General features: G+C 66.6%; 37 protein-coding genes. 12 read left to right on the forward strand and 25 right to left on the reverse strand.

The genetic code is table 11. The annotated features are described in order from the left end of the window. The first annotated feature begins 28 nt into the window (after positions 1–28). Complete coding sequence (locus ABL838_RS24095; RefSeq protein WP_418122246.1) at positions 29–259, forward strand: hypothetical protein; 231 nt, start codon at positions 29–31, stop codon at positions 257–259. Here ABL838_RS24095 and ABL838_RS24100 read toward each other — a convergent pair. The 25 genes from ABL838_RS24100 to ABL838_RS24220 all read right to left on the reverse strand — a co-directional run bounded on the left by ABL838_RS24100 (position 245) and on the right by ABL838_RS24220 (position 19,571). Then, positions 245–2,476 carry a transglycosylase SLT domain-containing protein gene (locus ABL838_RS24100; RefSeq protein WP_418122247.1) on the reverse strand — a complete coding sequence of 744 codons (2,232 nt, stop codon included), beginning with the start codon at positions 2,474–2,476 and terminating at the stop codon, positions 245–247. The two genes, ABL838_RS24095 and ABL838_RS24100, sit on opposite strands and share 15 nt — an antisense overlap. Continuing rightward, positions 2,473–4,491, reverse strand: a complete 2,019-nt coding sequence (locus ABL838_RS24105) for a hypothetical protein (protein ID WP_418122248.1) — start codon at positions 4,489–4,491, stop codon at positions 2,473–2,475. The genes ABL838_RS24100 and ABL838_RS24105 overlap by 4 nt, the downstream gene beginning before the upstream one ends. 2 nt (positions 4,492–4,493) lie before the next feature. After that, positions 4,494–4,982: a hypothetical protein gene (locus ABL838_RS24110; RefSeq protein WP_418122249.1), complete on the reverse strand. Its 489-nt coding sequence runs from the start codon at positions 4,980–4,982 to the stop codon at positions 4,494–4,496. A 1-nt stretch (position 4,983) separates the two neighbouring features. Further along, complete coding sequence (locus tag ABL838_RS24115; RefSeq protein ID WP_418122250.1) at positions 4,984–5,430, reverse strand: N-acetyltransferase family protein; 447 nt, start codon at positions 5,428–5,430, stop codon at positions 4,984–4,986. A gap of 7 nt (positions 5,431–5,437) precedes the next feature. After that, positions 5,438–7,855 carry a hypothetical protein gene (locus tag ABL838_RS24120; RefSeq protein WP_418122251.1) on the reverse strand — a complete coding sequence of 806 codons (2,418 nt, stop codon included), beginning with the start codon at positions 7,853–7,855 and terminating at the stop codon, positions 5,438–5,440. Beyond that, positions 7,855–8,433: a hypothetical protein gene (locus tag ABL838_RS24125; RefSeq protein ID WP_418122252.1), complete on the reverse strand. Its 579-nt coding sequence runs from the start codon at positions 8,431–8,433 to the stop codon at positions 7,855–7,857. The genes ABL838_RS24120 and ABL838_RS24125 overlap by 1 nt, the downstream gene beginning before the upstream one ends. Positions 8,434–8,502: 69 nt before the next feature. After that, positions 8,503–8,964 (reverse strand): hypothetical protein, encoded by a 462-nt coding sequence (locus ABL838_RS24130; RefSeq protein ID WP_418122253.1) that lies wholly within the window; start codon positions 8,962–8,964, stop codon positions 8,503–8,505. Positions 8,965–9,006: 42 nt separating this feature from the next. Beyond that, entirely contained in the window at positions 9,007–9,867 is an 861-nt protein-coding gene (locus tag ABL838_RS24135; RefSeq protein WP_418122254.1) for a phage capsid protein, read from the reverse strand. A 222-nt stretch (positions 9,868–10,089) separates the two neighbouring features. Continuing rightward, a complete protein-coding gene (locus ABL838_RS24140) occupies positions 10,090–10,992 on the reverse strand; it encodes a hypothetical protein (RefSeq protein WP_418122256.1) in 903 nt (300 codons plus the stop codon). After that, positions 10,989–11,237: a hypothetical protein gene (locus tag ABL838_RS24145; RefSeq protein WP_019652255.1), complete on the reverse strand. Its 249-nt coding sequence runs from the start codon at positions 11,235–11,237 to the stop codon at positions 10,989–10,991. The genes ABL838_RS24140 and ABL838_RS24145 overlap by 4 nt, the downstream gene beginning before the upstream one ends. Further along, positions 11,234–12,874, reverse strand: coding sequence for a portal protein (locus tag ABL838_RS24150; protein ID WP_418122258.1), 1,641 nt, complete (start codon positions 12,872–12,874; stop codon positions 11,234–11,236). Before ABL838_RS24150 ends, ABL838_RS24145 begins: the two co-directional genes overlap by 4 nt. After that, positions 12,875–13,081 carry a hypothetical protein gene (locus tag ABL838_RS24155; protein ID WP_418122259.1) on the reverse strand — a complete coding sequence of 69 codons (207 nt, stop codon included), beginning with the start codon at positions 13,079–13,081 and terminating at the stop codon, positions 12,875–12,877. It abuts the gene before it with no gap. Between the two features lie 3 nt (positions 13,082–13,084). After that, positions 13,085–13,288 (reverse strand): hypothetical protein, encoded by a 204-nt coding sequence (locus tag ABL838_RS24160; protein WP_418122261.1) that lies wholly within the window; start codon positions 13,286–13,288, stop codon positions 13,085–13,087. Between the two features lie 574 nt (positions 13,289–13,862). Next, positions 13,863–14,156, reverse strand: coding sequence for a hypothetical protein (locus ABL838_RS24165; protein ID WP_418122262.1), 294 nt, complete (start codon positions 14,154–14,156; stop codon positions 13,863–13,865). 3 nt (positions 14,157–14,159) lie between these two features. After that, entirely contained in the window at positions 14,160–14,795 is a 636-nt protein-coding gene (locus tag ABL838_RS24170) for a hypothetical protein (protein ID WP_418122263.1), read from the reverse strand. 145 nt (positions 14,796–14,940) lie between these two features. Next, a complete protein-coding gene (locus ABL838_RS24175; RefSeq protein WP_418122265.1) occupies positions 14,941–15,078 on the reverse strand; it encodes a hypothetical protein in 138 nt (45 codons plus the stop codon). A gap of 23 nt (positions 15,079–15,101) precedes the next feature. After that, complete coding sequence (locus ABL838_RS24180) at positions 15,102–15,296, reverse strand: hypothetical protein (RefSeq protein ID WP_418122267.1); 195 nt, start codon at positions 15,294–15,296, stop codon at positions 15,102–15,104. A 2-nt stretch (positions 15,297–15,298) separates the two neighbouring features. After that, the gene (locus ABL838_RS24185) at positions 15,299–15,730 is read right to left on the reverse strand and encodes a RusA family crossover junction endodeoxyribonuclease (protein ID WP_418122268.1); all 432 of its coding nucleotides are present in this window, start codon (positions 15,728–15,730) and stop codon (positions 15,299–15,301) included. Between the two features lie 17 nt (positions 15,731–15,747). Further along, positions 15,748–16,227, reverse strand: a complete 480-nt coding sequence (locus ABL838_RS24190) for a hypothetical protein (protein ID WP_418122271.1) — start codon at positions 16,225–16,227, stop codon at positions 15,748–15,750. Beyond that, on the reverse strand, positions 16,224–16,451 hold the full coding sequence (locus ABL838_RS24195) for a hypothetical protein (RefSeq protein WP_418122272.1): 228 nt from the start codon (positions 16,449–16,451) through the stop codon (positions 16,224–16,226). The genes ABL838_RS24190 and ABL838_RS24195 overlap by 4 nt, the downstream gene beginning before the upstream one ends. Beyond that, positions 16,448–16,924, reverse strand: coding sequence for a hypothetical protein (locus ABL838_RS24200; RefSeq protein ID WP_418122273.1), 477 nt, complete (start codon positions 16,922–16,924; stop codon positions 16,448–16,450). The genes ABL838_RS24195 and ABL838_RS24200 overlap by 4 nt, the downstream gene beginning before the upstream one ends. Then, positions 16,899–17,948: a hypothetical protein gene (locus ABL838_RS24205; RefSeq protein ID WP_418122274.1), complete on the reverse strand. Its 1,050-nt coding sequence runs from the start codon at positions 17,946–17,948 to the stop codon at positions 16,899–16,901. Before ABL838_RS24205 ends, ABL838_RS24200 begins: the two co-directional genes overlap by 26 nt. Then, complete coding sequence (locus ABL838_RS24210; RefSeq protein WP_418122276.1) at positions 17,945–18,745, reverse strand: DNA-methyltransferase; 801 nt, start codon at positions 18,743–18,745, stop codon at positions 17,945–17,947. Before ABL838_RS24210 ends, ABL838_RS24205 begins: the two co-directional genes overlap by 4 nt. Further along, positions 18,742–19,134, reverse strand: a complete 393-nt coding sequence (locus tag ABL838_RS24215; RefSeq protein WP_418122277.1) for a hypothetical protein — start codon at positions 19,132–19,134, stop codon at positions 18,742–18,744. Before ABL838_RS24215 ends, ABL838_RS24210 begins: the two co-directional genes overlap by 4 nt. A gap of 170 nt (positions 19,135–19,304) precedes the next feature. Continuing rightward, positions 19,305–19,571: a hypothetical protein gene (locus tag ABL838_RS24220; protein WP_418122278.1), complete on the reverse strand. Its 267-nt coding sequence runs from the start codon at positions 19,569–19,571 to the stop codon at positions 19,305–19,307. Positions 19,572–19,643: 72 nt separating this feature from the next. On the opposite strand from ABL838_RS24220, the gene ABL838_RS24225 reads away from it, so the two are divergent. From ABL838_RS24225 to ABL838_RS24275, 11 genes are all read left to right on the forward strand, one after another. Beyond that, positions 19,644–20,312, forward strand: a complete 669-nt coding sequence (locus tag ABL838_RS24225; protein WP_418122279.1) for a S24 family peptidase — start codon at positions 19,644–19,646, stop codon at positions 20,310–20,312. A 140-nt stretch (positions 20,313–20,452) separates the two neighbouring features. Further along, positions 20,453–20,608, forward strand: coding sequence for a hypothetical protein (locus tag ABL838_RS24230; protein WP_418122281.1), 156 nt, complete (start codon positions 20,453–20,455; stop codon positions 20,606–20,608). 1 nt (position 20,609) lies between these two features. After that, entirely contained in the window at positions 20,610–20,930 is a 321-nt protein-coding gene (locus ABL838_RS24235; protein ID WP_418122282.1) for a hypothetical protein, read from the forward strand. Further along, positions 20,927–21,112: a hypothetical protein gene (locus tag ABL838_RS24240; protein WP_418122284.1), complete on the forward strand. Its 186-nt coding sequence runs from the start codon at positions 20,927–20,929 to the stop codon at positions 21,110–21,112. Before ABL838_RS24235 ends, ABL838_RS24240 begins: the two co-directional genes overlap by 4 nt. Then, positions 21,109–21,501, forward strand: coding sequence for a hypothetical protein (locus tag ABL838_RS24245; protein WP_418122285.1), 393 nt, complete (start codon positions 21,109–21,111; stop codon positions 21,499–21,501). Before ABL838_RS24240 ends, ABL838_RS24245 begins: the two co-directional genes overlap by 4 nt. Before the next feature lie 97 nt (positions 21,502–21,598). Continuing rightward, on the forward strand, positions 21,599–21,772 hold the full coding sequence (locus ABL838_RS24250; RefSeq protein WP_019652231.1) for a hypothetical protein: 174 nt from the start codon (positions 21,599–21,601) through the stop codon (positions 21,770–21,772). Further along, positions 21,769–21,987, forward strand: coding sequence for a hypothetical protein (locus ABL838_RS24255; protein WP_418122286.1), 219 nt, complete (start codon positions 21,769–21,771; stop codon positions 21,985–21,987). Before ABL838_RS24250 ends, ABL838_RS24255 begins: the two co-directional genes overlap by 4 nt. Positions 21,988–21,992: 5 nt before the next feature. After that, positions 21,993–22,202, forward strand: a complete 210-nt coding sequence (locus ABL838_RS24260; RefSeq protein ID WP_418122288.1) for a hypothetical protein — start codon at positions 21,993–21,995, stop codon at positions 22,200–22,202. Continuing rightward, positions 22,202–23,068 (forward strand): PD-(D/E)XK nuclease-like domain-containing protein, encoded by an 867-nt coding sequence (locus ABL838_RS24265; RefSeq protein WP_418122290.1) that lies wholly within the window; start codon positions 22,202–22,204, stop codon positions 23,066–23,068. The genes ABL838_RS24260 and ABL838_RS24265 overlap by 1 nt, the downstream gene beginning before the upstream one ends. Before the next feature lie 4 nt (positions 23,069–23,072). Further along, entirely contained in the window at positions 23,073–24,011 is a 939-nt protein-coding gene (locus ABL838_RS24270; protein WP_418122291.1) for a recombinase RecT, read from the forward strand. Between the two features lie 111 nt (positions 24,012–24,122). After that, positions 24,123–24,656: a hypothetical protein gene (locus ABL838_RS24275; RefSeq protein ID WP_418122292.1), complete on the forward strand. Its 534-nt coding sequence runs from the start codon at positions 24,123–24,125 to the stop codon at positions 24,654–24,656. The last annotated feature ends 19 nt before the right edge of the window (positions 24,657–24,675 follow it).

The raw sequence follows: 24,675 nt of genomic DNA on the forward strand, positions 1-24,675 counted from the left end.
CGGGCGGCCGACACATGGGAATGCCCTCATGCCGGAGATCAGCACCGGCCACCAACCTCCCCTTATGAAATCCTTCTGGCTGTTCCTCGCGGGCATCGCGGTGCTGTTCGCCCCTATCCCGCTGTCCGCCTGGGCGGCGCGCGGGCGCTGGCAGGACGCATGGGAAGCCACAAAGGCGTACTGGAAGGTTCTCGCCCTGATGGTCGGCACGGCGGCCGTGTTGTCGCTGGTCATGCTCGTCGCCTCAGCTACTGCGTAGGAAGCAGTTCGCCGCCACGTCGATCAACGACGCATCGCGGGTTTCGTCGGCCGCCTCCTTCTTCACCTGCTCGAGCAAGTCCGCCGCGCGCACCGGCTTGTCCATGCCTTCGAGCTGCACCATGAGGTCGGGCTGCAGGTCCGCAACCTCGGTGGCCTGGCGGTCGAGGGCGGCGGTGTCCGTGGTGGCCGAATCAGTCCTTTTTCCTGAATTGATAGCAGGCTCGCCAGCAACGGCAGCGCGGGCCGCAGGAGGAGGCGTGGTGGCCGACTCTCCCGCTGCCTCCAGCATCTGCCGCCCGGTGGCGCGCGGCTGCGCTTCCACTACGGTGCGCACGCGCGGCGCCGGCGGCGGCCGGAAAGCCTCGTTCAGGGCCAGCGCCAGCGAGCGCGGCGACGTGGCCGGCACATCCAGTTCCGCGCGCTGCTCCCGCAGGCTGGCCAGTTCTGCATCCACCCGGCCGACATCCTCGGCGGCGCGCTGCGCCCGCGTGTTCTGGTCGAGCAAGCCATTCAGCCGCTGGATCTGCGCGTCGTGCGTCTCCAGCGCCGAGGCGATCTCCTTGCGGGCCGCGGCCTGGGCCTGCTTGTAGCTCAGCTGATCGGTGTCCTGCAGTTCCTTCGCCCGCGCCTTGATGGCCGCCGCGCTGTCGTCCGGGCGTTGCGCCTTCACCTGATCGAGTTCGGCGCGGATCTGGCGTACCTGTCCGGCGTCCGCAATGTTTCCAGCCTCGCCGAGCAGGGAGGCGCGCTGGGCTTCGCCTGCGGCAATCTGGTCGTCCAGCAGGCGGCCGGCGCGCACGGAATCCAGCGCCAGCAGGTCGGACACGCTCACGGGCTCGCCGCGGGCAAGCTGGTCGTGCGCGGCCTCCATGGCGTCCTGGTGCCGCGACATGCCGGCGATGTCGCCGTCGCCGCTCAGGCGGTAGCTGTCGATCGCGTTCAGCGTCTGGCGCACGCGGGCCGCGGCTACGAGATCTGGATCGCGGGCGATGGCCTCGCGCGCACCGGCGTTCGTGCGCTCCTCGCCGAGCCGCTTCATGCCCTTGGTGACGTAGGCCTGCGTCTCCTCGGGCAAGAACCGGAGGTAGTCGCCGCCCTCCTTCGCCGCGCGCGCGAGCGCCTTGTCGAGTGCCCCCGGGCCGGCGTTGTAGGCGGCCATGGCCTTGTCCTCGCTGCCGTAGCGCTTGAGCATGGCGTCGAGGTAGTCGCTGCCCACGCGGGCCCGCTCGGCAAGGCTGTTGTCAGCCGCCGGCCGAACGCCGAATCCCGGGTCCAGGTTGGTGCCGTCCATGACCTGCATCTCGCCCTTGGCGCCCTTGGGCGACGTCAGCACGTTGCCCTTCGCGTCATAGCGCTGCCCGTTGCTCTCGATGCCGAGCACCACCTCCTTCAGCGTCGGCGCCGTCTTCGTGCGCGCGCCGCGCACCGCCACCGCGCCGAAGCCGGCCGGCACCAGAGTCGACAGCGCCAGGCCCACCGGGTCGAGCGGGTCGTAGGTGCTGGCGATGTCCTTGTAGCCTGCATTGTTCAGGATGGCGCGCTCAGCGGCGTTCTGAGCCACGAACCCGCCCGGGCCGCCGACGGCGACCAGCGCGGCAGTCTTCGCCACCGAGCCGGGCACCGCCACGGGCAGCGCGATAGAAACACCGGCCACAGCGCCGGACACGAGGCCGGCCTTCGTCCGGGTTTCCAGGTCGACGCCCTGCTGCTTGAGCTTGTCGGCCTCGGCCATGCCCACGTCGGCGCCCAGCAGGAACGGCGCGGCCGGGCCGGTCGTGGCCGCGTAGCCGATGGCCTGGGTCGCGAACTGGGAAACGCCGGCCACGACCTGCTCGCTGGCATGCGTGGTCGCCGGGTCCGGCATGATCTCCTTGGCGCGCTGCCGGAACATGTCGCCCGCCTCGTTGCTGAAGTTCGGGCCCTGCTCGCGCAGGCGCTTGGCCGCCTCGTCCTGCTGGCGCTTCTCCTCTGCCGTCGGCGTGCTGAACATGCCGCCCTGGTTGAATCCGCCGGCGCCCGCCACGTCGCCGAACGCGCCCAACAGCTCGGACCCAAAGGCCAGCGTGTTCGCTGCGCCGCCACCAACGCCCAGCACCGCGCCGCGGCCGAGCCCGGAAGTACTGAAGCCTGGGCCCTCTTTCTTGAAGGGCGCAGGCCGCTGGATCTGGTCGTCGAGGGCCTGGTCGGTGCCCTGCTGGAACATCGCGTCGATCATGGGCTGACTTTCAGGGTGATGCGCTGTCCACGCTCGTTCGTGACCAGGGTGTTGCCGGCGCGCACGTTGTAGAGGCCCTGGCCGGCGTGCACGAGTCGCGCGTCGGGGAGCGTCTTCACGAAGTCGGCGAGCGGCATGCGCGCGGGGCCCGCCTGCACGAAGCCGTCGGGGGCCTGGCCCGCCAGGTCGGCCGCGGTGAACGCCTTGATGCGCTTGTCGAACTCGGGCTCCTTCATCCCGTAGGGCAGCGGGATCTTGCCGCCGTTGCGCTCGATGATTCCGCCAGCGGCGAGGTTGATCGCGTTGTCGACGTCGCCGCCCTTCGCCGCGGCAATCTTGAACGCTGCATCGACGATGTTGTTCTCGACCTCCTGGTTGGAGTAGGCGCCGCGCACCTTCTTGGCGATGTCGGCCCGCCAGCCGGACTCCACAGCGCCGTCGACGCGCACCGTCTTGTCGCGAATGGCCTGCTCGCCCTGGAGCACCAGTTCGGCGGTATAGCGGCCCTGCGTCGTCTTCGAGTTGGCGTAGAGCATCGCCATGCCCATCGTGTTGTCCTTGTCGCCGATCTGCTTGGCAATCGCAGCGATGCGGTCGGCGTCGCCAACCACCCCGCCGATCTGGCCGAGCAGCGAGGCGGCCTGGTCGGGCTTCAGCGCGCGCACGATCTTCTGGAACTGTTCGGCTTCCTGGGGCTGCAGCGGGGACACCTTGCGGCCGGCCCAGGCCTCCACCGCGGTGATGTCCTGCGTGCGCTGCTGGAAGACCTGCAGGGCCTGCTGGGGGTTGGTGATCTGCATGAGCGGCGCGGCGCCGATGACGCCCACGCTCTGGGCCGCCGCCCACGCCTCGCCGTTGTTGACCTTCTGGCGCAGGCGGTCGTCGATCTGCTCGGCAGCCTTCAGGCGGCGCTCGCCGGCGGGGTCCGTGCCGCGTGCAGGGTTCGAGCGCTCTGCGCGCGCGTCTTCGAGGATGGCCGCACGCTGGGCCGCGGACTGGTTGGCGAAACCGGACACCGCCTTCTGCGTCTCCAGCAGGTCACGCAGGCGCGGCTGCAGTTCGGGAATGCCTTCAACCTGCTGCACCGCGGTGGCGATGAACTCCGGGGATGCCGTGGCGCCGTTGAGCGCCATGTCGCCCCACTGGTTCAGCGTGTCGGTCGCCGTGTTGAAGCGCTTCGTCGCGTCCCGCTCGGCCTTGTCCGCGGCGCGCGCCTGCTTCGCCTCGATGCTCGTGCGCCAGCCGAAGAGGGTCTGGTCGAGCGTGTTGCGCTTGGCGGGGTCGAGCGGATCTCCCTCGGGCCCGGCGAGTCGCTTCTGCACCTCTTCGATAGCCGCCACGCTGCCCGACTGCATAGCCTGCTGGCCCGCGCGCCGGAACTGGTTGAAGGTCACGCCCTCGATGAAGGTCTGCTTTTCCTTGGCGATGCGCTCCGCAGGCCAGCCGGCGCCGGGTCCCATCTGGTCCACGAACGTGCCCCACTGCTGGATTGCGGCCTTCGGGTCCGTTGCGGCGAAGCGCTGCATCTGCTCGTTGTAGGTGAGCAGGCCGGCGGCCACATCCTGCTGGTCGCGCTTGCGGAAGGTGTCGAACAGCCGGTTCTGGAGTTGCCCTTCCAGTCCCTTGACCTGGGCGGCCACCAGCGGCGCGCGGTCGGCGGGCACACCCTTTAGGTTGTCGGCGATGATCTTCTGCGAGGTGTCGCGCCATGCGGCCGTCGCAGCAATCTTGTCCGTCTTGCCGTCCAGCACGTCGGCATTCACCGCGTCGAAGGCATCGGCCAGCCCGTTCTGGATGTTCGCGTGCGCGGTCATCACCTGCACCTGCGTGGCGCGGTCGGCCGCGATCTTGGCCTCGTGCTTCTGCTGCTCGAGCAATGAGCCGGCCGCGCTCACCGCAGTGGCGCCGAGGCGCTGGGTTGCATCGCCCACCTGGTTGTCGACCTGGGGCATCGGCGTGGTATCGCCGCCCTGGGGCACCCGAAAGCCGAAGTTGCCGGTTGGAATCTTCGCCATGCTCAGGCCCTCGGTGCGTTGGCGCCGCTGGTGTTCCAGCCGCGCGCGATGGTGGCGCCACCCTGAAGCGCGGAAGTCCAAGAGCCGATCCGGGCTGCATCCGCGGCGTTGCGGCTGCGCTGCGCCGCGAGGTTGCCGCTCTGGGTGATGCTGCGCGCGCGGTTCTTGCCGTCGTAGATCGCCATCAGTGCGTCCTCCTCGCTTTGCTGCTGGATCTCGGTGTCGATCTGCTCGGCAGTGCCTGCGCCGACCACCACACCAGCGCCGGAGAGCGCGGCGCGCGCCTCGGCACGCTGCTTGTCAGCTGCCTTGCGGATGGCCCGGGCCTGCAGCTGCGCCTCGCTGGCGGCATACGCCGCGTCGTCGCGTGCGATCTGCTCCTGCTGGCTGGCGATGGCATCGGCCTGCTTAGCCTGTTGCTGCTGGCCGTAGACGCTGACTGCGGTGCCCGCGGCGGCCAGGCCCACCAAGAGTGCTGTTTCGATGCCCATCTCAGACCTCCAGGGAAAAAAGAGTGCCTGCCGGCTCGAAGCCCAGCATGCGGTAGAACTTGCCGGTGCTCTCTTCGTGAATGCCGGTCGTGATGCCGAGCCGCACCTTCTTGGCGCCCTGCCTCGCGCACCAGATGCGGAAGCTGTTCACCAGCTTCACCGAGGTGTATGCGTTGCGCGCGTCCTCGCGCACGAAGAACGAAAACTCGTAGCCATGGCGCTCGTCGCTGAACCACCACTCGGCCACGCCACCGGCAATTCCGCCGACGATGGCGCCGTCCTTGCGCACGACGAAGACCACACCAGCGCCGGCGGCGAGGCTCCGCATCAAGGACTCGACCTTCGCGACGTTGTACGGGATGCCCGCATAGCTCGACGTGTCGTGCAGGATCTGGCCCAGTGCAGCAATCTCGGCCGCATCGTCGGGGGTTGCCACTTCGACTTTCATGGGCACCTCAGTTGTTGATGGTGACGCGCCGGATTACATCCAGCAGGTGGAACGGCAGCGGGTAGGGCTGGGTGATGATCTGGCTGGTTTTGAAGATCTCGTCCGAGAGCGTGGTCGCGCGCACGTCTCCAGAAAACAGGGGTGGCGGCAAGTCGAGCAGGTCGGGACCGAAGCGGCGGAACTCGATCGGCTGACCGTTGATGACGGCAGCACTCGTGTCGAGCACCCGCAGGATCACCTCGTTGACATGCACCTGCGAGCCCTGTGCGGTCGTCCCATTGCCTCCGGATTCAGGCTGCAGCATTTCGATCAGTGGCGTGAAGCCCAGCCCGATCTGCACGGACTTGGCCGGGCGCGTCAGCGTGACCGCACCGCCGTCGACCTCGTACTCTCCCAGGTAGGCGCCATCGGCCCATGCCTGAACCGTCTCACCTTCCAGGTGGTCGAGGCCGGTCCACGTGGCCTGTCCGGTTGGATGCGTGCCGCTGATACCGCAATCCACGAGCATGTCGGGATCGAACACCTCGACGTAGCGCTTCGTGACGCCTCCGACCGTGCGCCGCACGATGGCATAGGCGTCCTCGCTGGTGGCGGTCGGCACCGTCGCGATGGATTCATAGGCGCCGTTCGTGATCCACCGCGACCAGCCGGTCACCTCCTGGTCGATGTCGTAGGCGCACACGGCGATCTGCCCGTCGGAGCGGACCGCGTAGAGCTGGGAGTCGGGCTCCTTCTGGTGCGCCGTCTGGATCACCCCATCGCCGGTGATGTGCGCTGCGAACACCGTGCGGTCAGGCGACGAGAAGCCGTCGATCTCGTAGCGGTAGCCGATGGCGGACACCTTCTTGCCGGCCGCCTGCACGAACACCATCTCGTTGCCGATCTTGACCGGGCGCACCGAGCTGGCGCCCACCGTGGACTCGTCGGTCTTCTGGATGTTCGTCGCGGTGATGGGCTTCTCCTGGCCGCCCTTGAGGCTCATCTCATCGGCCTCGGTCAGGACAAGCATCTGGCGCGCCGGAACCAGGTGGCGGATCGGGCTGTTGCGCGGGCCGTCGAGTTCGAAGCGGAAGGCGTCGTCGTCGTTGGTGCCGAACTGGAAGTTCAGGTACTCCTGGATCCGGCTGGCCCAGATGTTCTGCGGGTAGCCCGGCGACCCCCCGTAGATCAGCCGCTGCTTGTTGATGGTCACGGCGCGCGGGTAGCCCTTGCGCTCGTTCCAGGCAGGGCTCTCGATGGACCATGCGTTCGCGCCCACCGGGACGATGGAGGTCAGCGGGCGCAGCACCTTGGCGTTCACGATGGAATTGCTGGCCACATCGGTAATTTCGACCATGCCGCCATTGAGGATCACCACGCTGCCGTGGTCCTGAGCGTGAAAGACCAGGCCGTCGGGCGACTGGATGAGCCGCCGCGCCGTGCCCCCGAACGCGCCACCGGTTCCGACCGTCTGGTAGGTGTAGGTGTTGGCATCGGCGACGGTGATGACGTGCGTGCCGTTCAGCGCCTCACCGCCGGTCGTGAAATGGGAGATCGTGTCGCCGGTCGAGTAGCCGTGCCCCGTGACCGTGGCAATCACGCCGTTGATGCCGTTGGCGAGAATGGCGTCGATGGTCTTGGCCGCTTCGTAGTACGCGAAGATCGAAGAGAGGGAAATCGTCTGGCCGACTGCACCCAGCGCTGACGGCGCGATGGAGGCCTGCGGGCTGCCGTCAAGGTTCCACTGCCCGGAGGCGAGCACCGTCGAGGGGAATGGCGTGCGGATGGTCACTGCCACGTGCGTCGGGTCCGTGTAGCCCGTGATCACCGCATCCCCACCGCCGAAGATGATGTGCCGGCCAACGTCGGAGTTCAGGAACGTGTTTGCGCTGGCCACCACCGTCGCGGCGCCCGGCGTGGCCTGGCTGAGCGTGAGGTTCGTTTCCAGGTAGAGGCCCTGTTCCTCGGTCGGCGCGGTGATGAACGGGACGTTCGCCATGCCCCACTGCGCATCGGCGTAGCGCTGCAGCCGCTGCGGATACACGGCCTCGTGCACGAGAAATGCCGTGTCGGCCTTCTGCACGTAGTTGACGCTGGGGAGCTGGGCCTCCGTGTAGGGCGAAACGACCTCGTAGGGTGAACCGGATGCCAGGACGTAGGCGCGCTCCTTGATGAACCGCACGTAGCCCTCGCCCAGCTCGAGCACATAGGCCTGGCCGCGGTTGTAGACGAACTCGATCAGCCGGGCCACTTTCGTCTGGTCCTTGGTGGGCCGGATGAAGCGCGAACCGGGCCGGCGCTTGGCACCGCCCTGCACCGTCAGCACGCAGTTCTCGATGCGCTTCGCCCCGTTGTTGTACTTGGCGATGTCGACGCGGCCGAGGGCGATGGACGGCGACAGCTCGCCGCCGGTGAAGTTGGTCTGGATGAGATCTGCGCGGGCCATTACATGCGCCCCGTGATCAGCGTGTAGTCATCGCTCAGCGGTTCGCTCGGGTTCTCTTGCGAGTCGATGGCGCGCGCGGCCTTGGCCATCGCCATGTACTCGTCCTTGAGCTCGTCGCGCAGCGTGGTGGATTGGGTGACCGGATAGGCCAGCTTCCACAGCATGCGCGCCGTCATGAGCTCCACGAGCTTCGAGTCCCAGGTCGACTCCTGATCGTTCCGGAACACATAGACGATCGGGAGGGCCGTGCCACTGGCCAGGATGCGCCGACCCTCGACCTTGAAGCGGCTGCATGTCGGCATGCCCACCTTCCAGTCGCCGATGCTGATCATGCGCAGGTAGTCGCTCGGCAGTGCGAACTGAGCGGAGAAACCGAATGCAGGAGTCGTCGACATGGGCGCCAGGACTTCCCGCTTGATGGCGCAGTTCCAGTCGTTCTCGCGCAGGATCGAATCGCGCTCGGGGCCGTAGAGGTTGGAGCACAGGCGCGCCAGGTCTCCGGGCTCGTTGAAGGAAGCGATGGGGGCCTTGCCCAGCTGCAGCAGCGCGTTGGAACAGATCGAGATCGAGGTGGACATCGGCTTCTCCAGAAACGAAAAAAGGGGAAGGCGTGGCCTCCCCCTCGGTTGCAGGGGCGGACCCCTTGGTTACGGCGCGACGAATGGGACTTCGACGCGGATCGCCTGGTTGGCAGCACCAGCGGCGCCGCCGAACGTCAGGTACAGCTCGCAGTCCTGCGGCAGCAGATAGGTCTGGCCGGTGATGGTCTTGGTGCCAGTGTTGACCTGCGAAGTCGAGGCAGCGCTGATTGCTGCAGCGTTGACCACGGCCGTCGCGTCGATGGCCACCTTGGTCTTCGGATCGCGCAGGCCCACCGACAGCGTGCTCGACGCAGTGCCGGCGGCGCACGACACGGTGACGGGCAGCAGCAGACGCGAACCCTGCGGCAGCACGATGGACGTGCCGGCCGTGTCGTTCTGCGCGGGCGCCGCGTAAGCCGCGGGCGTCTCGATGACGGCGACGCGCATGCGGTTGAAGGAAGCCGCGGGCGCCTTGGTGCCAGCGGTCTGTGCCACCTGCGTGCGGGTGACGGTGAGAAGTTCAGCCATTTCGTTTTCTCCTGGGAGTTGGTCCGGGGTTCGCGCCAGCGATTACTGGAACGAGACTTGGACGACCTTCTTCTCGTCCTGGCGGCCTGCGCCGTAGCTGCCGGCCATCGACACCTGCAGCGAGTTCTTCTTGTCGGGGCGCTTGTCCACGCTGCCTTCCTCGAAGCCCATGCCGAAGTGGATGGCGCTCTTGGCATAGGCGGCCGTGGTGTGCACGCCGCCGACCACCGTGGTGCGCTCGTACGGGATCCAGGTGAAGCCGAGCCACTTGTTGGCGATGTTCCCTTCCTGGATCATCTTGCCGGCCATGAAGTCCGCGCTCGTGAGCGTGGTGTCGCTCAGGATCTGGGTCATGGCGAGCGAGTCCCACAGGAAGAAAAGCTCCTCGTCGTCAGTCTCGTTGGCGCGGAAGATCGCGCGGGCCTGGATGATCTTGGCCTTGGTCAGGCCCGTACCACCGGCGGCGATGATCTGGCCGGCGGGCAGCGTGTAGGGGCCGGTCGTGCCGTCGACGCTGTTGATCGTGCCCAGGGCAGCCGCGAAGATGATGTCGTCGATCTTGCGGTTGCGCGCGGCGACAAGCTGCTGCATGTACTGGCCGCCCGTCACCGGGTTGACCTTCATCTTCGGGATGTCCGCCTTGTCCAGCGGCAGCGCCTTGAAGAAGTCGCGCATCGGCACGGTGCGCGCGGTGTGGTCGATGTCGGACCAGATGGTGTCACCGTGGCGGGTGACGTTCTCGTCCATCTCGACGGCGCCGAGGTTGTTGATCGTGAAGCTCGCGCCCTCGATGGTGCCGCGGTCGAAGACGGTGGCGCGGAGGCGGGAATCCTTCTGTTGGGCCAGCAGGCGCAGCGAGGAATCGAACTGCGTTACGAACTGGCGGGTCACGGTGTCGGTCATTGAGAACTCCTGAAGTTTTGAACTGGTGTTCGCCGTTCAGGTGATCCGTTGCCGGGCCTGCGTCGCTGGCTGCTGCGGGCTTCTCGGTGATCCCGCATGCCAAGCAGGGCCGTGGCCTGCAATGTCAGATTTCGACGTGCCGGAATCCCGGCAAAAGAAAAGCCCGCTCAGCTTTCGCTGGCGGGCTGAAGGTCGATCGCTCGACCGCGGAGACAACTGCGTTCAGATCGGTTCGTTCTTGCCCTTCGTCTCGCGTGCGAGCAGCGCGCTGTAGCGCTCGGTCACGGACTTGTGCTTCGGGTCTTTCGGATCGCTGTAGGCCGCGAAGTTCTCGGTCAGGAAGTCGGCAGCGGTCTGCGCGCCGCCACCAGTGCCGCCGTTGGCTGCGGCCGGCGTCGCGTCCTCGCCCATCTCCTTCGACAGTGCAGCGAACATGCGGATCGCGACCGGGTTGTTGCCGATGGCCTTGTCCACCTCGTCGAAGGTGAATCCGGCCGCGGCGCCGACCTTCACAGCAGCCGAGAACGACGCCTTGATGTTGGCGTCGTAGTCGTTGCCCCAGGTCTTCTTCAGGTCGGCCACGGCCGTCTCGACCGTCTCGGCCTGGCCCGCGCTCACCAGGTTTGGTGCCAGCGTGGCCCACTCGTTCAGCACGTTCTCGTACTGGCTCTGGCTCAGACCCCAGCCGTGGGCCTTTTCCTTGAACGCCTTGGCCATCGCGTCATCGAGCTGCAGCGCCTTGAAGGTGTCGTTGTCCGGCAGCTTGTACTCGTCGGCCGTCTTGGGGCGGATGTCGCCGCTGCCCAGGCGCTTCTCCAGCGCGCTGCGGTGCTCGTCGACCTTGCGCAGCGACGCAGCGAGGTCGAGTTCACCATCGACTCCGTTGACGCGGAACTTCTCGGGAATGGACTGCGGGGTCCACTCATTGCCGCCGCTCAGCGCCGAGCCTGCTGGATTGCCTTCGCCGCCTGCTGCCGCGCCTGCGCCCGCCGCTGCGCCCGGTTGACCGCCGGCGGCTCCACCACCACTGCCGGCGGCACCGGCTGCGGCACCCGCTCCACCATCGCCACCGCCAGCCGCGCCAGCTTCTCCTTCCATGTAGACATGTCGTGCTCCGAAGTTCATGGTTCGTTCTCCTGGGTGTCGGGCACGGAATTGGCCCGGTTGATCATGCGGATGATGTGCTGCACGACTTCGTGCTCGCCCATGCGGTGGTAGGTCTTGATCACGGCGTCGATGCCGCCCTCGACGACTGCCGGCTTGCTGTAGCGGCGCACGAGGTCTTCAAGGATCTGCGCGCCGCGCTTGTCGACTTCGAATATCTGGCGGTACAGCTCGGGAAGCTGCTCGGGCGAAACGTCGCGGCTCATACGGCTACGGCGGCGTCGATGGCTGTCTCGCCGGCCTTCATCTGCAGCGCCTGAGCCTGCTGGTCCTGCTGGGCCTGCTGCCGGTTCCGGTTGTCCATCTCGCGCTTCTCGGCCAGCTCTTCAGGGCCGCGCAGCAGCTTGGCCGGCACACCTAGGGCCTTGCCCTTTTCGTAGTTGGCGTCGTCGAGTTTGATGTTGTCGAGGACGGTCATGTCCTGCGTCGAGCCAGCGAGCGCGAGGAGTCCGGCCACGAAGGTGTCGATGGCCGTGACCTCCTCCATGAGCTGACTGCGCGCGAGCGGGCTGATGTACTTCACGGTGTAGTCGCCTTCGAGCAGGCCTTCGGGCACCGGGCCCAACTTGGCAACGAGTGCGCCAGCGCGGTAGGCCAGGTTGAAGCAGCGTTCCACCGTGACCTGCAGGAACTCGGACTGGAAGCGACCGACCAGCGGCGCCATGAGCTGGCGGATCTGGTTCATGTCGCGGGAGATCTCGGTCGCGCTGCGCACTGGGCCGCCCTGGGGCGTGAGCATGTCGGCCAGCAGCGCCCGGCGGATGCCCTGCTGCAGGTCTTGGCACTTGGAGAACGACACGTTGAAGTTCGCGCCCGTCTCCAGCGGCGCCATGCTCTCCAGCGATGCCATCGCTACGATCTTGCGCGGGCCGATGCGGATCGTCTTCGGGTTCAGCACGCCATCATCCACGGCCTTCCACATGCCGCCCACGGCAATGTCGAGGCTCATCAGCTCGAGCTTCTTGATCTGGTTGAGCGTCTTCACGTCGGGCAGGACGTTGGAGCCGAGGCCCGTGGCATACGGCGTGCCAGGGATCAGGCGCCAGCGGGGCACGGCGCACGGGAACTCGTGGTAGCCCGACTCGCGCACGATGTGCTTCTTGCGCTTCTCCATGTGGCAGGAGCGGAACGGCAGGTTCTTCGACAGCGCGGCACCATACTCGCCTTTGCGCCGCGGCTCGATGGCCCACAGCATCGGGACCTTGTCGGTCAGCTTGCCGTCGTTGAACAGCTTGGCCGTCTCGTCGCTCACCTTGTCGAGGCCGTATTCGGCGACAGCCTGCTCGACCGTCATGTCGAAGCACCGGTAGATCGTGTCCACGCGGCCGGCTGGCTTGCTGCTCGCCACGAAGCACTGCGACAGCGGCCACTGCTCGAAGTTGAAACCGCCGATGGGCCGGCCCTGCTCGTCCTTGCCCTCGTCGATGTAGAGCACGAACCAGCCCGCCGGCACGATGTCGCTGTAGCACTCGCCGGCCACCGCGCCGAAGCCCGCAGAGTTGATGTGTTCGAAGAGGAACTGGGCCGCGCCGTCCATCCAGGTGGTCGTCTGCTCATCGTCCTGCCCGGCGTCGAGCCCGAACCAGCGCGAGTTGTCGGGTGTCATCCAGCTGGCGATGTTGGACTTCAGCACCTCGCCGGCGTCGATGGCGGTCGAGTCGTAGAGCACCGCGCGCTGGTTGGCGGCCGTGGTGCCAGCCGATTCGGTGGGCGAGGAGTACCAGCCGACAGCACGCTCGGGCGCAAGGTACTCGAAGACCTCCTGCCAGATCGTCTCGTGGGGGAGTCGCTGCGCCGCCAACTGGGTGTAGCGGCGGTCCAGTTGGTCGGCTGCTTCGGTCATCTATTCCCCGAGGGTGGTTTTTCCGTAGCTGAGCGCCGATGTGGTGCCGGCGCCCGTGGAGAGTGCAGAGGCGCGGCGCGCGGTCTTGCGCACGGCAGCCTCGGCATTGGCCTTGCTCGCTGCCTCGGCTGCAGCACGATCTGCCGCGACCTGCGGGTCTTCGCGCGGCTGAACCGGCGCGGGAGCTTTGCCGCCACCTCCGCACATGGCTTACGACACCTTGCGGTCGGTGGGGTGGACCGGCGGCACGTACCAGCCGTCCTCGGTCAGCACGGGGATGGTCGGCTTCGATTCGAGGACCGAGGCCATGGTGGGCAGCACGACCTTCTCGGGCACGGCGACGGCAACCTGGTTGCGCGCGATCGTGCGCATCATGGCCTTGAGCTCGGCGATCTCGGCGGCTTGGGCCTTCACGGTTTCCGAAAGGTCGGTGCCGGCCGCTGCGGTGTTTGTCTCACCCGCGCCCGGAGTGACGGGGGAGGCTTCAGCCTCGGGTGCGTCGGGGGTGGGATTGGTGCCCGGAGTGACGGGGGAGGCTTCAGCCTCGGGTGCGTCGGGGGTGGGATTGGTGCCCGGAGTGACGGGGAGGCTTCAGCCTCGGGTGCGGGGGTGGGATTGGTGCCCGGAGTGACGGGGGAGGCTTCAGCCTCGGGTGCGTCGGGGGTGGGATTGGTGCCCGGAGTGACGGGGGAGGCTTCAGCCTCGGGTGCGTCGGGGGTGGGATTGGTGCCCGGAGTGACGGGGGAGGCTTCAGCCTCGGGTGCGTCGGGGGTGGGATTGGTGCCCGGAGTGACGGGGAGGCTTCAGCCTCGGGTGCGTCGGGGGTGGGATTGGTGCCCGGAGTGACGGGGGAGGCTTCAGCCTCGGGTGCGTCGGGGGTGGGATTGGTGCCCGGAGTGACGGGGGAGGCAGTGCGGCCCATGGTGCGTCTCCTGAAGGGGTTGGTAGGGACGCCGCAATGTCCCCCACCACCCAGCCGGAATCCCGGCTACCGAAAAGCTGCAGCCGAAAGTACCTGATCGACCTTGAGCGGCAGATCTTCGCGCGGCAGGCCCGTCACCACGCGCCACAGCGCAATGAGCCGCTCGCCGTCGCTGTGGCCGGGCTGGGCGTCGCGGTTCTTCCAGCCTTCGACGGTGGTGCGCGCGCAGCCGATTGCCGCGCCCATCGCCGCGTGGGTGTAGCCGCGCTGCTCCAGCGAGACGATGACGTGCCACCAGGACACGCCGGGCAGCTTGTCAATGGCCTGCTGGTGCTCGGCGTAGTGGGCAAGGTCGGTCATGGTTTACTCGATCTTCGTGTTGCCTTGCGCGAGGGATAGGAAGTCGTTTGACGGCACATGTCCCAGCCCCTTCATGAGCCGGTGCATTTCTGCGAGCATGCATTCCACGGCCTGCAATTGCGTCACTGTTGGTGCCGTCAGGGTAAGGCCGACGATTGCCAGCCCTTCACGAACTTGCGCCTCCGACATTGAGAAGCCCAGCGCCGTCTGAGCCTTCACAATGACCTCCACGATGGTGTAAGGCTGCTTGTCGAGGCCCGCGGTCTTCAGCCACTCGCATAGGCGATAGAACTCGAGGTGCGACATTTGCCTCTCGACGGTTTCGATCTGTTTGGGTGCTGGCACTTCGGTCTCCACTTTTTCGGGTCTGATGAGGGGCAAAACGTTGGACATCGCCTCGGCCACAGCTGTTGTGAGCTGCTGGTTGTCGCGGGCGAATCGCTTGAACTCGGCTTCCTGATTCTTCTCGCCGCGCCAATCGCTGGGCGTGGAAGCCACAGCGAATGCGCGTGTCTTGCCATTCGGCGCACGCACTGTGAGCTTCAGGTGCCCCTGACCGGTCATGCTGGTTTGCAGAAGCTCAAGGCCGCATCGCTCGACCAACGTGTCGAGGTCGCGTTTGCGTTTCTGGATGCTCACGGCCTCACCTCCACGATGCGCAGCACGCGGCTGCCGATGGTCACGGTCATGCCGCGGCGAAAGGCGAAGAAGTCGGCATGGGTGTTGGGCAGAACCATGGGAATCATGGTCCAGTTGCCTCGGCCTTTGGGGCGGCAGAGCAATGTCAAGGCTGCGCTCCTTCCATGCGGACACAGTGCATGCGCAAGGCGCCACTGGTGCCGCTGTCGGCTGCCGCCTTGCACTGCCGCTCGACGGTGAACTCGCGCACCACGACAGGCGAGCCGCCGTTCGTGTTCAGCATGACCAGGAGCCAGACGACCGCGCTCACTGCAGCGCCCCCTTCGGCACGATCGCCACGAACTTCCCCAGCCTGCAGACGTTCTGGGCGCTGGTGGTGATGGCGGCGCGCAGCTGCTCCGGCCGCGCTTGGCACTGGCCGTAGCCGTGCTGGGCGAGCGGGCCTTCGAGGTTCCAGGACTGGCACGAGCCGCAAAGTTGCGAAATTTCGAAATTTGGCAATTTCAGGCCCCCAACAGCTCGCCCTGCACCACCGGCTGCGCGATCTGCTCGATGGTCAGCACCACGCGCGCGCCGTGCTCGTCGGGCTCCATGCGGTCGCAGTGCAGGCTGCGCACGGGCCAGCCGTCATCCACGATGGCGATGCCTTTCAGGCTATCGAGCAGCACCTTGTTCGCGTTGTCCAGGTCGATGCAGCGCACGCTGTCGTCCCAGGTCGCGCCCAGCTTCTTCACGCGCTTGGCCCAGTCGAGCGGGCGGGCCGGGTACAGCGCGACATTGATGCGCACGCGGCCGGCGAGCGGCGCACGGATGCCAGCGGCCTTGCAGATCCAGCCGACCTTCTCCTTGTAGTCCTTGGCTTCCTTCGACACGTAGGTGCTGGCGAAGCTGCCGCGGACGGTTGTGCGCCAGTAGACGTTTGCGCTCGGGGGCATGGGGAGGGTGAGTTCGATCATGCGCGTGCCCCCAGCCCAGTGAACGGCGTTACCGGCTCTTTCCAGGCCTCGCCGCGCCGCACGAACGAGATCAGCGTCGGATGCACGCCATAGCGCGCGCCGAGCTCCTTGATCGTCTCGTTGCTCGCCCGGATCTCGCGCGCCGCTTCAAGGCTCAGCTTCGCCTTCTTGCGTGCCTCACGCGTCGACGTGATCGAGCGCCGCAAAGCCAGATCGGTGGTTTCGTAGGTCCGTTTCAGCACCGCGCTCTTCGTCGTTGCCTTCAGGTGCTCGGGGTTGATGCACAGCGAGTTGCCGCACGTGTAGGTGACCATGAATCGGTCTTGGATTGGGCCCTTGGCGTCGATGTAGACCAGCCGGCGCAGGCTTGCATCGCCGAGACGAGGGACACCGCCAGCGCTGCGGCGGCCGGTCCAGATGAGGCAGTCGCCGTCTTCGCGGCAGCGATGGTGCAGGCGTTGTACGAGTTCGCTCATGCTGCCTCCGCAAACGCGCGCGCGGGCGCGAGATGGGCAGGCAGCGCCGCAATCGCCTGCGCCCGATGCGTACGAGCCGAGAGCAGCGACCAGTTGCGCGCAATCTGCGGGTGCCAGCGCTCGATCTCGTAGGGATGGAAGCCCTCGCGAATTGCGACTAACCGCTCGGAGGGCGACAGTGGCGTTTCTTCGGGCTCGGGTCGACGAATATGAACGGGGTTCATGGCGTGATCTCCTCGGCAAGGAAAGCCGGCTCACGAAGCGCATCGCGCGCCATGGCCAGGGCTGTGGGGGTGGAGCAGTAACGCCCGCTCTCGTGGCGTTCGATGAGGTCGCGGGCCCACTGCCGCGGGTCGCGCTGCTGCGGCTTCAGGGCGGGCCGGATGGCGGCGATCAGGCGATCGCGGGTGGCGCGGGATGCCGGCAGCGGGGCTTCGAGGCGCAGCTGGTCAGGCTGGATGTCCGGGCCGCTGCGAGCGATGCGGCGGAACTCGATGACCGTCGGCGGGCGCTCCGGCAGGTGCTTCAGCGCGTGCTCGATGAGCGCGGGGTGCGCGTCGAACCCGTCGAGCTCGTGGGCCCAATCGGCCTTCACGACGGACAGGTCCAAGCCCTCCCAGCGCATCGAAAAATCGCGGCCATAGCGCAGCTGCAGCTTGGCGAAAACGTACTCAACCCAGTCGGCGGGCAGTGACATCGGTGGCCTCCGTTTCGACGGTGGTGGGGGTGCGGTTGGAAGCGGTCGGCGCCTTCGCGGCGATGCTCGGGAAGTCGCGCTGCATGCGCTCGCGCTGGGTGCGCTGGTAGGCGGTCTCGCCGGTGGGCTGGGCTCGCATGGGCGCTGCGGCGGGCAGCGTGCCCACGTTGGCGGCGTCTCGACGTCGGCTCGCCGCTGTGCGCAAGGCGTACACGAAGCCCTTTCCGGCCCGCGCTGTGTCGGAGGCGGCACAGGCCAGCTCGTCGACCGTCATGCCGGCGGCCAGCAGCGCGATGAGCTCCGGGTGCCCGGGGTTGGCGTCCTGCAGCCCGGCCTGCCGCATGGCCTTGCAGGCCTCGCCGGCCGTGGTGCCTGGGGTTGCAGCCGGAGGGTCGGGGTCGCGCCCGCCCGCGTCGGTCTCTCTATTAATCCCTTCTCTTCTCTTCTCTTCTCTTGCGATCGGGGGGCGATGCTTTTCGGCATCGGGGGGCGATCCCCCCGCGTTATCGGGGGGCGATTCGGGGGGCGATCCCGCCACGATCTTCGCCACGGCCTTTTTCTTGAACACCTTGGATTGCGGCGCGAGCTTTCGCAGGCAGTCCAGGGCGAAGAGGATCTGGCCCAGCGTGCTGGCCGTGTCGACCTCGATGCCCCAGCGCGAGGCGTTGCCGATCGAGCCGGAAAAGCTGTTCACCAGCTTCTCGACCCAGGCCTCCAGCGCCTTCTCGGCGACCACGGGGTGGTAGAGGCGACCATCGGTGCACAGGACCCAGCCGCGCAGCGCCTGAGGCTTCACGCGCTTCCAGTTCGCTACCTGGGCGAGATGGCCCAGCATGCGATCGTTTTCGGGGAGACTGGCCGCGGGCACCTGGTGCCAGCTCTGCAGCCAAAGCGCCATGGCAGCGGCGCGCTCGTCGCCCTTTCCCAGCACCCAGGTCTCGGAGGTCAGCAGGCGCTGGACGTCGACCGGGAGATAGGGAAAGTCGCGCAGGTCGCACTCGGCAGGGACGAGGGGATCGGTCATGCGACTCCTTCCGGCACCAGCAAGCCCTGCAGCGGCGGCTGGGCCTCATCGAACATGCGGCCGGCGGTGATGGCTTCCTCGATTCGCCGGCACGCGACGTCGAAGTACTGCAGGCTCTGCTCGCAGCCGATGAAGCGGCGGCCGAGCTGCAGCGCTGCCACGCCGGTGGTTCCCGAGCCCATGAAGGGATCCAGCACCAGCCCGCCGGGCTCGCAGATCTCGACCATCGCGGCCATGAGCGGTACCGGCTTCTGAGTTACGTGTTCGCGTTCGCCCGGTACATGGAACTCGTAGAAGCCCGGCAGGCAGCCGACGCCGCGATCGACAGGCATCGGCCCCGCTGAACCCCAGACGACGTACTCGGCGGCTGACGTGAAGCGCCCCATCTGGGGCCGCGGCGACTTCTTCACCCACGGCACGATGCCGCGCCACACCCAGCCGCCCGCCTGCAAGTAGTCGGTGGAGATGGGGAGTTGGCGCCAGTCCGTGAAGAACATGGCGGGCGCGCCTGGTTTCGAAGCCCGCAGCGCGGCGGCAGACCACAGCGTTGACCAGAAGTGAAACGAACGCTGGTCGCGGTTGTCGCCGCCGAAGTCCGAGGTCTTCTCGCGGTTGCCGGATCCAGTGCTCAGGTACTTGGTCTTGGTGTCCACGGCGCGATCGCCTCGGAATGCACCACCGCTCGAGTACGGCGGATCGGTGATGACCGCGTCCGCGGTGCCCGGCTCGAGAGACTGCAGTACTTCAAGCGCCTCGCCGTGGTACAGCGTCGCGTTGCCGATCGTCTCGGACCTCATACTGCACCACCCAGCGCCTCAAGCTTGCGCATCGCCTGCGCCAGCTGGTTGCGGATCTCCTGCACCTCGTGCGCGTTCTTGGGCCGCGCGTCGGGCGCCAGGAACTTCTCGATCAGGTACATGATGGGCGTGTTGTCGCCCGTCTTCTCGATGTAGCGCTCAAGGCTGTCGACGCTGAACTTGCGCGAGGGGTCGTCGCTGATCTGCACGGACAGGTTGCCGGGTGCGAGGTCCAGGTCGATGGCGACGCGGCCGAGGCCACGCTGGTAGATGCCTGAGCCGACGCACTCGCGCAGGGAGCGGTAGCGTTCCAGCAGCCCGGGCACGAAGTCGAGCGTCAGCTGCTCCTTCGCGCCGTTCTGAGAACTGGTGATAACGGGGGAGACCATGTTGTTTCAGTGCTTCTCAGCTCTTATCAATGGGGGCAAAAAAAATAGGCGGCATGCACCACCTGAACAGCGCCCTACTCCCCGTCACCGCAGTCCTGGAACGCCCCGCTCACGTACATGAGCAGGACGACGAGGACGAACCAGGCGGTGAGGAGGTGGGCGGCCATGGGTCAGGCCGCCTTCGCCTCGGGCTCGGGGACTGGAGGCGCATCGGGATGGCCCACCAACTCGGGCCAATGCCGGGGCCAGTCCGGGCGCAGGTCCCAGCGGCAAACGGTGCGCTCGGACTCTCGTTCGATCGCAACCGCCAGATCCGTGGCGCAGGGCTTGAGCCCGTACATCACGTTCTGCAGGTGGCCAAGGGAGGTATCGCAACGCTCGGCGAACGCGATGCGCTCGGGCTTGGTCATCGCCGAAAGGTAGGGTTTGAGGTCCATGGCGGCGATTACATCATTCGGTGTTGCATCAGTCAACATCGTTCGGTGTAAATCAAGCGGTGAAATTCGGCCATGCCAGCCAAACCTGATCCGCTTTCCGCCCAGCGGCGCGAGGCCTTCCGGGAGTACTGCCGCCGAAAAGGCTGGCAGAACGAGAACGGCACGTGGGCGACCACGGCCATCGGCAGCGCCATCAAGAAGCCGACAAACAAGGTGAGCGACCTGCTCAACGGCAAGGGCTCGTTCGGGGCCGCCATCGCCCGCGACATCGAAGCCGCTGTGGGCGATCTTTCCCCCGGCGAACTCGACGGCCTGACCCAGAACTCCCAGTTCGTGGAGGTCTACCGAGCGGATGTCTCGTTTTCGAACGGCACCGGCAAGGTCGTCTACCACGAGGACGACAAGCCTCCTCTGTCCTTCCGGTCGGACTTCCTGCGCAAGCTCGGTGTCTCGCTCGGCAACGCGGTGGTGGTCGACGCCGACGGCATCAGCAACGATCCGACCATCCGGGAGGGCGCTGTGGTCTTGCTCAACCGCGGCGACACGTCACGCCTGGATGGCGGGTTCTTCGCCTTTCGCGTGGATGGCGAGCTGATGATCAAGCGGCTGGAGCGAATCGAGGGCGTCGGCGTGCTGGCTACAGCCGACAACCCGAACTTCAAGCCGAAACAGCGCATCTACCGGGACGACGAGGACTTCGAGGTCATCGGCCGCGCCGTCTGGACAGGCATCGAACTTTAGAAGCGCACAATTCTCAGGCCCCCGCACCAGCCCGCCCCGAGCGGGCCTTTTTTCGCCCTGCCCAAATATTTACATCGAATGGTGTTGACACGACAAACACCGTTTGATGTAATTCGTTCATCCCAACACGGAGATGGCAGATGAACTACGAAGAAGCATGCGAAGCGACGGTGAGCCGCGCCCGCGCCTTGGACGAGGTGAAGCGCCACGGCTGCGACACCGCTGAGTTCCTAGCTGATGTGGGCGACCGCGCGACGTACCGCGGCGCCGAGGTTCTGAACTGGCTGGGGTACTGACATGGCCGCCGTCCTCAACCCCACAGCCCCCGCCTACGCCCGCGTGTACGCGCTGGCGGCAGAGCAGAACCTGCTGAACGACTTCGAGCGCGAGGAGCGCGTGAGCGAGTACCGCCGGCGTCTGGTGCGCGCGCCCTGGTTCTACGAGCACAGCGACAGCCAGAGCGAATGGCGCGCGGGCCGTGACGAATTCACGTGGCTGATCGCGACGCAGATGGAACTGGACCCGGATGCCTCGATCTGGCGCGAGGTAGCTCCTGCGCAGATGGCATGCGGGCTGTCGATTCCGCAGCCGCGGATCGTTCGGAGGGCTGCATCGTGACCGCCCCGCGCAAGACCATCGTGACGGTGGGCGGGCAGCAGTTCACCGTGTGGGCTGGGCCTGCTGGCGTGACCGAGGTGACGAAGGACGCGCCGCGTACCCGCATGGGCTTCCGCCGCGTGTCGCTCACGAGCAAGAACGCCAAGGCGGCGATTGCCGCGGCTGAAGGAGCTGCATCGTGAGCGCCGCGCAGAGCAAGCCACGATTCGCGATGACGTACTGCTCGCAGTGCGGCAGCGAACTTGGCCCTGGAGACTCTGGTGTCAGCCATTGCTCGGACCACCGACGCGCCGCGCAGCACACGCCGGGGCCTTGGGTGGCCCACGCTGATCTGTTGGTTCGCACAGAAGACGGATGGGTAATAGCGCGCTGCTGTTCGACGCTGGGAAAGTATGAACTTGAGGAACCCAACGTTCGCCTGATCGCGGCCGCGCCTGAGTTGCTGGCAGCAGCCCAACGAGTCGAGCCATTCGTTGCGGGCTTTGACGACGACAACCTTCATGACGACATCAAGGGAATGTTGCGCGATCTGCGCGCCGCCGTCGCCAAAGCCACCGGGAGCATGTCATGACCCGCCGCCAATACATCGCCTGGCTCGCAGGCTTCTTGTTCGGTGCTGCTGGGTTTGGACTGGCGGCGGTTGCGACGCTGCTTGATGCGGGGGTGCTGTGAACACGCGCCGCTACCCCCGCACCACCGATGAGGCTTTCGGCCCGTACAACCGCTCCAGCCAGTGCGAGATCGTGCCGATGGAAGACCCCGTGCGCGACTTCACAGCGGTGGACTGGGTGATCTACATCCTGTTCGTGGTGGCTCTGATCGTCGTGGGGGTGACCTCGTGAACCAGCAGAGCAACTTCCACCCGCCCGTGAGCCTGTCGGAGTACCGCGCGCGCAAGCAGCGGCCCTACCCCGAGATCTGCGACCACCTGCCCGCGCCTGAACCGGTCGAGCAGCCCAACGGCCGCGCCGCCGGCATCGCATGCCTGGGCGTCGTCGCCCTCCTCTTCCTCATCGCGCTGGTCGTTGTGATCGTGCGCGCCTCTTTGAAAGGCTGAACACCATGCACAACGCAATCAGCACCACCGAGCACCGCGCATTCGTCCCGCAGCCCGAAGGCGAGTTCGTCGAGCTCGACGAGATCGACCAAGCCATCCGCTGGCTCAAGATGGCCCGCGCTGCGTTCGACCAGGGCTCCACCAGCACCGGCGACAGCTATGTCGACGAGGTGCTCAACACCCTGCGGCCGATCCCGCTGCGGAGGGCTTCGTGATGGGCGCCGTCGAGACCGACCTGCTGCCGTGCGAGAAGAGCGCCGTGTTTCCGGGCCTGCAATTCGGCCTGGACATCGAGGCATACCACGGTGGGCCCGGAATTTCGAAGAGCGGCCTTGATGACATTGACCGTTCGCCCGCTATCTACTTCGCGCGGCATCTCGATCCCCGCCGGCCGGCACCTGTTGTGAAGGCTGGGCAACTCGAAGGCGCGCTGACGCACTGCGCGGTGCTGGAGCCCGACATGTTCTCGCTCCGCTACGCCGTGGGGCCGGCCGTCAACCGCAACACGAAGGTCTGGAAGGAGTTCGTCGAGTCCACAGCGCTCACGGCGATCCAGCCCGACCAATACGAAGCCGCGATGCGCCAAGCAGACAGCGTGCGCGCGCTGCCGGAGGTGCGTGAAGCACTGCAGCGCGGCCATGCCGAAACGTCGGCCTACTGGATCGATCCGGCGACCGGCGAACTGTGCCGCTGCCGCCCTGACTGGGCGCACGAGCCGAACGAGACGGCGGCAATCCTGCTCGACCTGAAGACCTGCAGCGATGCGAGCCCAGGCGAGTTCCGCCGCCAGATCGCGCGCAAGCGCTACCACGTGCAGGACGCCTTCTACAGCGATGGCTACAGCCTCGCGTCCGGGCGTGATGTCCTGGCGTTCGTCTTCGTCGCTGTCGAAACCGAGTGGCCCTATGCCGCGAGCGCTGTGCTGCTCGACGACGCGAGCCGCGAGGCGGGGCGCAGCGCATACCGCCAGAACCTGAACACCTATGCGCGTTGCCGCGCGACCGGCGCGTGGCCCGGCTACAGCGACGCCATCGAGATCGTTTCCCTGCCCGCATGGGCTCTCAACCAAGAAAAGGAATAGCCACATGGCCTCCACCAGCATGACCGACATCGCCAACGGCAAGAAGCCGCAGAACCCCGTTGCCGCGTTCTCGGGCTTCCTCGACAAGCTCAAGCCGCAGCTCGCGCTCGCGTTGCCGAAGCACATGAACGCCGACCGCATGGCCCGGCTCGCGCTCACGGCCTTCAGCACCACGCCGGCGCTGCAGCAGTGCACGCCGCAAAGCATCGCCGGCTGCATCATGACGGCCGCGCAGCTCGGCCTGGAGCCCGGCATCGGTGGCCAGGGCTATCTCATCCCCTACAAGAACACCTGCACCTTCGTGCCCGGCTGGAAGGGCCTCGTCGACCTCGTGGCGCGCAGTGGCCGCGCTACCGTCTGGACCGGCGTGGTGTTCGAAGGCGACGACTTCGACTACCAGCTCGGCGATGCGCCGTTCTGCCGCCACAAGCCAGGCGACAACGAAGGCAAGTTCACGCACGTCTACGCCATCGGCCGCGTCAAGGACGCGCAGATGCCCGTCATCGAGGTGTGGACCCGCGCCAAGGTCGAGAAGCACCTTAAGCAGTTCAACAAGGTGGGCGATCGCCACTACGCGAAGGCCAGCGAGTCGAACTTCGAGATGTACGCGCGCAAGGTGGCGCTGCTGCAGGTGCTGAAGTACATGCCCTCCAGCATCGAGCTCAACAACGCCATGACCGTCTCGCATGCAGCCGATGAAGGCCGCGGCGCGGTGATCGAAGCTGACGTGGTGACGGTGCAGGAAGGCATCGACGAGGACACCGGCGAGATCAAGGGCGGGAGTACCGAAGACGCCGGCCCGACCTACGCGCAACTCGCCGACCAGATCAATAAGTCCACCGGCCGCGATACCGCTGACCTGGTGCTCGACACGGCGCGCCATCTGCCTGCTGACCAGCAGAAAGACCTCGCGGCGCTGATCGACGGCAAGTACCACGTCTAACTCTTTTCGGGCGAGCCCGGCCGGCTTCCATCTCCTCCCCTCCGCTCTGCTTCCCGGCCGGCCCGCTTCGGCGGCGCCCTTTTTCTTCCCTCAACCACTGGAGCCTGACCAATGTTCTCTCTCGAATCGTTCACCAAGCTGAAGCTCACCGAAGTCGCCGTGCTGTCGTCGAAGAACCGCGAGCCCAGCGACCTGCCCGGCGCGCAACTGTCGTTCAGTGGCCTCGTGTCGAACGAACTGCTCACCGAGTTCAACGGCTCGCTGCGTTCGTTCCTGTACACGAAGACGGAGGCCAGCTCGGATGCCGAGCAGGGCCGGCTCGACGTCGACGTGAACGAACTGCCGAACCTCTCCACGCTGGGCCAGTTGCTCGAGAAGCTGGAGCTCAAGAAGGTCGAGCTCACCGGCTACAGCCTGGTCATCGACCACGGCATGGGCGGCAAGTCGAACCTCGAACTCGAAGACTGCGTGTGCTCCGACTTCGTGGTGCACCCGAAGGAAGGCGGCTCGGTGCTGCTGACGTTCAAGGTCGAGTCGCAGAGCGTGTCCGAGAAGGTTTTCGGCAAGCTGGCCACGCTCAAGAGCCTGGAGGTTCAGATCACGCTGATGCCTCCCGAAGTCGACCAGCAGCCCCTCGAAGGCTGATGCCAGTCACGCGAGCGAG

Origin of the sequence: Variovorax sp. 160MFSha2.1 (genome assembly GCF_048305075.1) — a bacterium.
Lineage (GTDB): Bacteria > Pseudomonadota > Gammaproteobacteria > Burkholderiales > Burkholderiaceae_C > Variovorax > Variovorax guangxiensis.

What these genes read in the sequence shown, in the direction of transcription:
- ABL838_RS24165 (WP_418122262.1), bottom strand. Translation starts at nt 14,156, where the DNA reads ATGACCGACCTTGCCCACTACGCCGAGCACCAGCAGGCCATTGACAAG.
- ABL838_RS24225 (WP_418122279.1), top strand. Translation starts at nt 19,644, where the DNA reads ATGCCAGCCAAACCTGATCCGCTTTCCGCCCAGCGGCGCGAGGCCTTC.
- ABL838_RS24270 (WP_418122291.1), top strand. Translation starts at nt 23,073, where the DNA reads ATGGCCTCCACCAGCATGACCGACATCGCCAACGGCAAGAAGCCGCAG.
- ABL838_RS24235 (WP_418122282.1), top strand. Translation starts at nt 20,610, where the DNA reads ATGGCCGCCGTCCTCAACCCCACAGCCCCCGCCTACGCCCGCGTGTAC.
- ABL838_RS24215 (WP_418122277.1), bottom strand. Translation starts at nt 19,134, where the DNA reads ATGGTCTCCCCCGTTATCACCAGTTCTCAGAACGGCGCGAAGGAGCAG.
- ABL838_RS24105 (WP_418122248.1), bottom strand. Translation starts at nt 4,491, where the DNA reads ATGGCGAAGATTCCAACCGGCAACTTCGGCTTTCGGGTGCCCCAGGGC.
- ABL838_RS24145 (WP_019652255.1), bottom strand. Translation starts at nt 11,237, where the DNA reads ATGAGCCGCGACGTTTCGCCCGAGCAGCTTCCCGAGCTGTACCGCCAG.
- ABL838_RS24135 (WP_418122254.1), bottom strand. Translation starts at nt 9,867, where the DNA reads ATGACCGACACCGTGACCCGCCAGTTCGTAACGCAGTTCGATTCCTCG.
- ABL838_RS24200 (WP_418122273.1), bottom strand. Translation starts at nt 16,924, where the DNA reads ATGTCACTGCCCGCCGACTGGGTTGAGTACGTTTTCGCCAAGCTGCAG.
- ABL838_RS24190 (WP_418122271.1), bottom strand. Translation starts at nt 16,227, where the DNA reads ATGAGCGAACTCGTACAACGCCTGCACCATCGCTGCCGCGAAGACGGC.
- ABL838_RS24175 (WP_418122265.1), bottom strand. Translation starts at nt 15,078, where the DNA reads ATGCTGAACACGAACGGCGGCTCGCCTGTCGTGGTGCGCGAGTTCACC.
- ABL838_RS24220 (WP_418122278.1), bottom strand. Translation starts at nt 19,571, where the DNA reads ATGGACCTCAAACCCTACCTTTCGGCGATGACCAAGCCCGAGCGCATC.
- ABL838_RS24260 (WP_418122288.1), top strand. Translation starts at nt 21,993, where the DNA reads ATGCACAACGCAATCAGCACCACCGAGCACCGCGCATTCGTCCCGCAG.
- ABL838_RS24210 (WP_418122276.1), bottom strand. Translation starts at nt 18,745, where the DNA reads ATGAGGTCCGAGACGATCGGCAACGCGACGCTGTACCACGGCGAGGCG.
- ABL838_RS24265 (WP_418122290.1), top strand. Translation starts at nt 22,202, where the DNA reads ATGGGCGCCGTCGAGACCGACCTGCTGCCGTGCGAGAAGAGCGCCGTG.
- ABL838_RS24140 (WP_418122256.1), bottom strand. Translation starts at nt 10,992, where the DNA reads ATGAACTTCGGAGCACGACATGTCTACATGGAAGGAGAAGCTGGCGCG.
- ABL838_RS24110 (WP_418122249.1), bottom strand. Translation starts at nt 4,982, where the DNA reads ATGGGCATCGAAACAGCACTCTTGGTGGGCCTGGCCGCCGCGGGCACC.
- ABL838_RS24130 (WP_418122253.1), bottom strand. Translation starts at nt 8,964, where the DNA reads ATGGCTGAACTTCTCACCGTCACCCGCACGCAGGTGGCACAGACCGCT.
- ABL838_RS24150 (WP_418122258.1), bottom strand. Translation starts at nt 12,874, where the DNA reads ATGACCGAAGCAGCCGACCAACTGGACCGCCGCTACACCCAGTTGGCG.
- ABL838_RS24125 (WP_418122252.1), bottom strand. Translation starts at nt 8,433, where the DNA reads ATGTCCACCTCGATCTCGATCTGTTCCAACGCGCTGCTGCAGCTGGGC.
- ABL838_RS24120 (WP_418122251.1), bottom strand. Translation starts at nt 7,855, where the DNA reads ATGGCCCGCGCAGATCTCATCCAGACCAACTTCACCGGCGGCGAGCTG.
- ABL838_RS24230 (WP_418122281.1), top strand. Translation starts at nt 20,453, where the DNA reads ATGAACTACGAAGAAGCATGCGAAGCGACGGTGAGCCGCGCCCGCGCC.
- ABL838_RS24095 (WP_418122246.1), top strand. Translation starts at nt 29, where the DNA reads ATGCCGGAGATCAGCACCGGCCACCAACCTCCCCTTATGAAATCCTTC.
- ABL838_RS24205 (WP_418122274.1), bottom strand. Translation starts at nt 17,948, where the DNA reads ATGACCGATCCCCTCGTCCCTGCCGAGTGCGACCTGCGCGACTTTCCC.
- ABL838_RS24155 (WP_418122259.1), bottom strand. Translation starts at nt 13,081, where the DNA reads ATGTGCGGAGGTGGCGGCAAAGCTCCCGCGCCGGTTCAGCCGCGCGAA.
- ABL838_RS24275 (WP_418122292.1), top strand. Translation starts at nt 24,123, where the DNA reads ATGTTCTCTCTCGAATCGTTCACCAAGCTGAAGCTCACCGAAGTCGCC.
- ABL838_RS24100 (WP_418122247.1), bottom strand. Translation starts at nt 2,476, where the DNA reads ATGATCGACGCGATGTTCCAGCAGGGCACCGACCAGGCCCTCGACGAC.
- ABL838_RS24115 (WP_418122250.1), bottom strand. Translation starts at nt 5,430, where the DNA reads ATGAAAGTCGAAGTGGCAACCCCCGACGATGCGGCCGAGATTGCTGCA.
- ABL838_RS24185 (WP_418122268.1), bottom strand. Translation starts at nt 15,730, where the DNA reads ATGCCCCCGAGCGCAAACGTCTACTGGCGCACAACCGTCCGCGGCAGC.
- ABL838_RS24195 (WP_418122272.1), bottom strand. Translation starts at nt 16,451, where the DNA reads ATGAACCCCGTTCATATTCGTCGACCCGAGCCCGAAGAAACGCCACTG.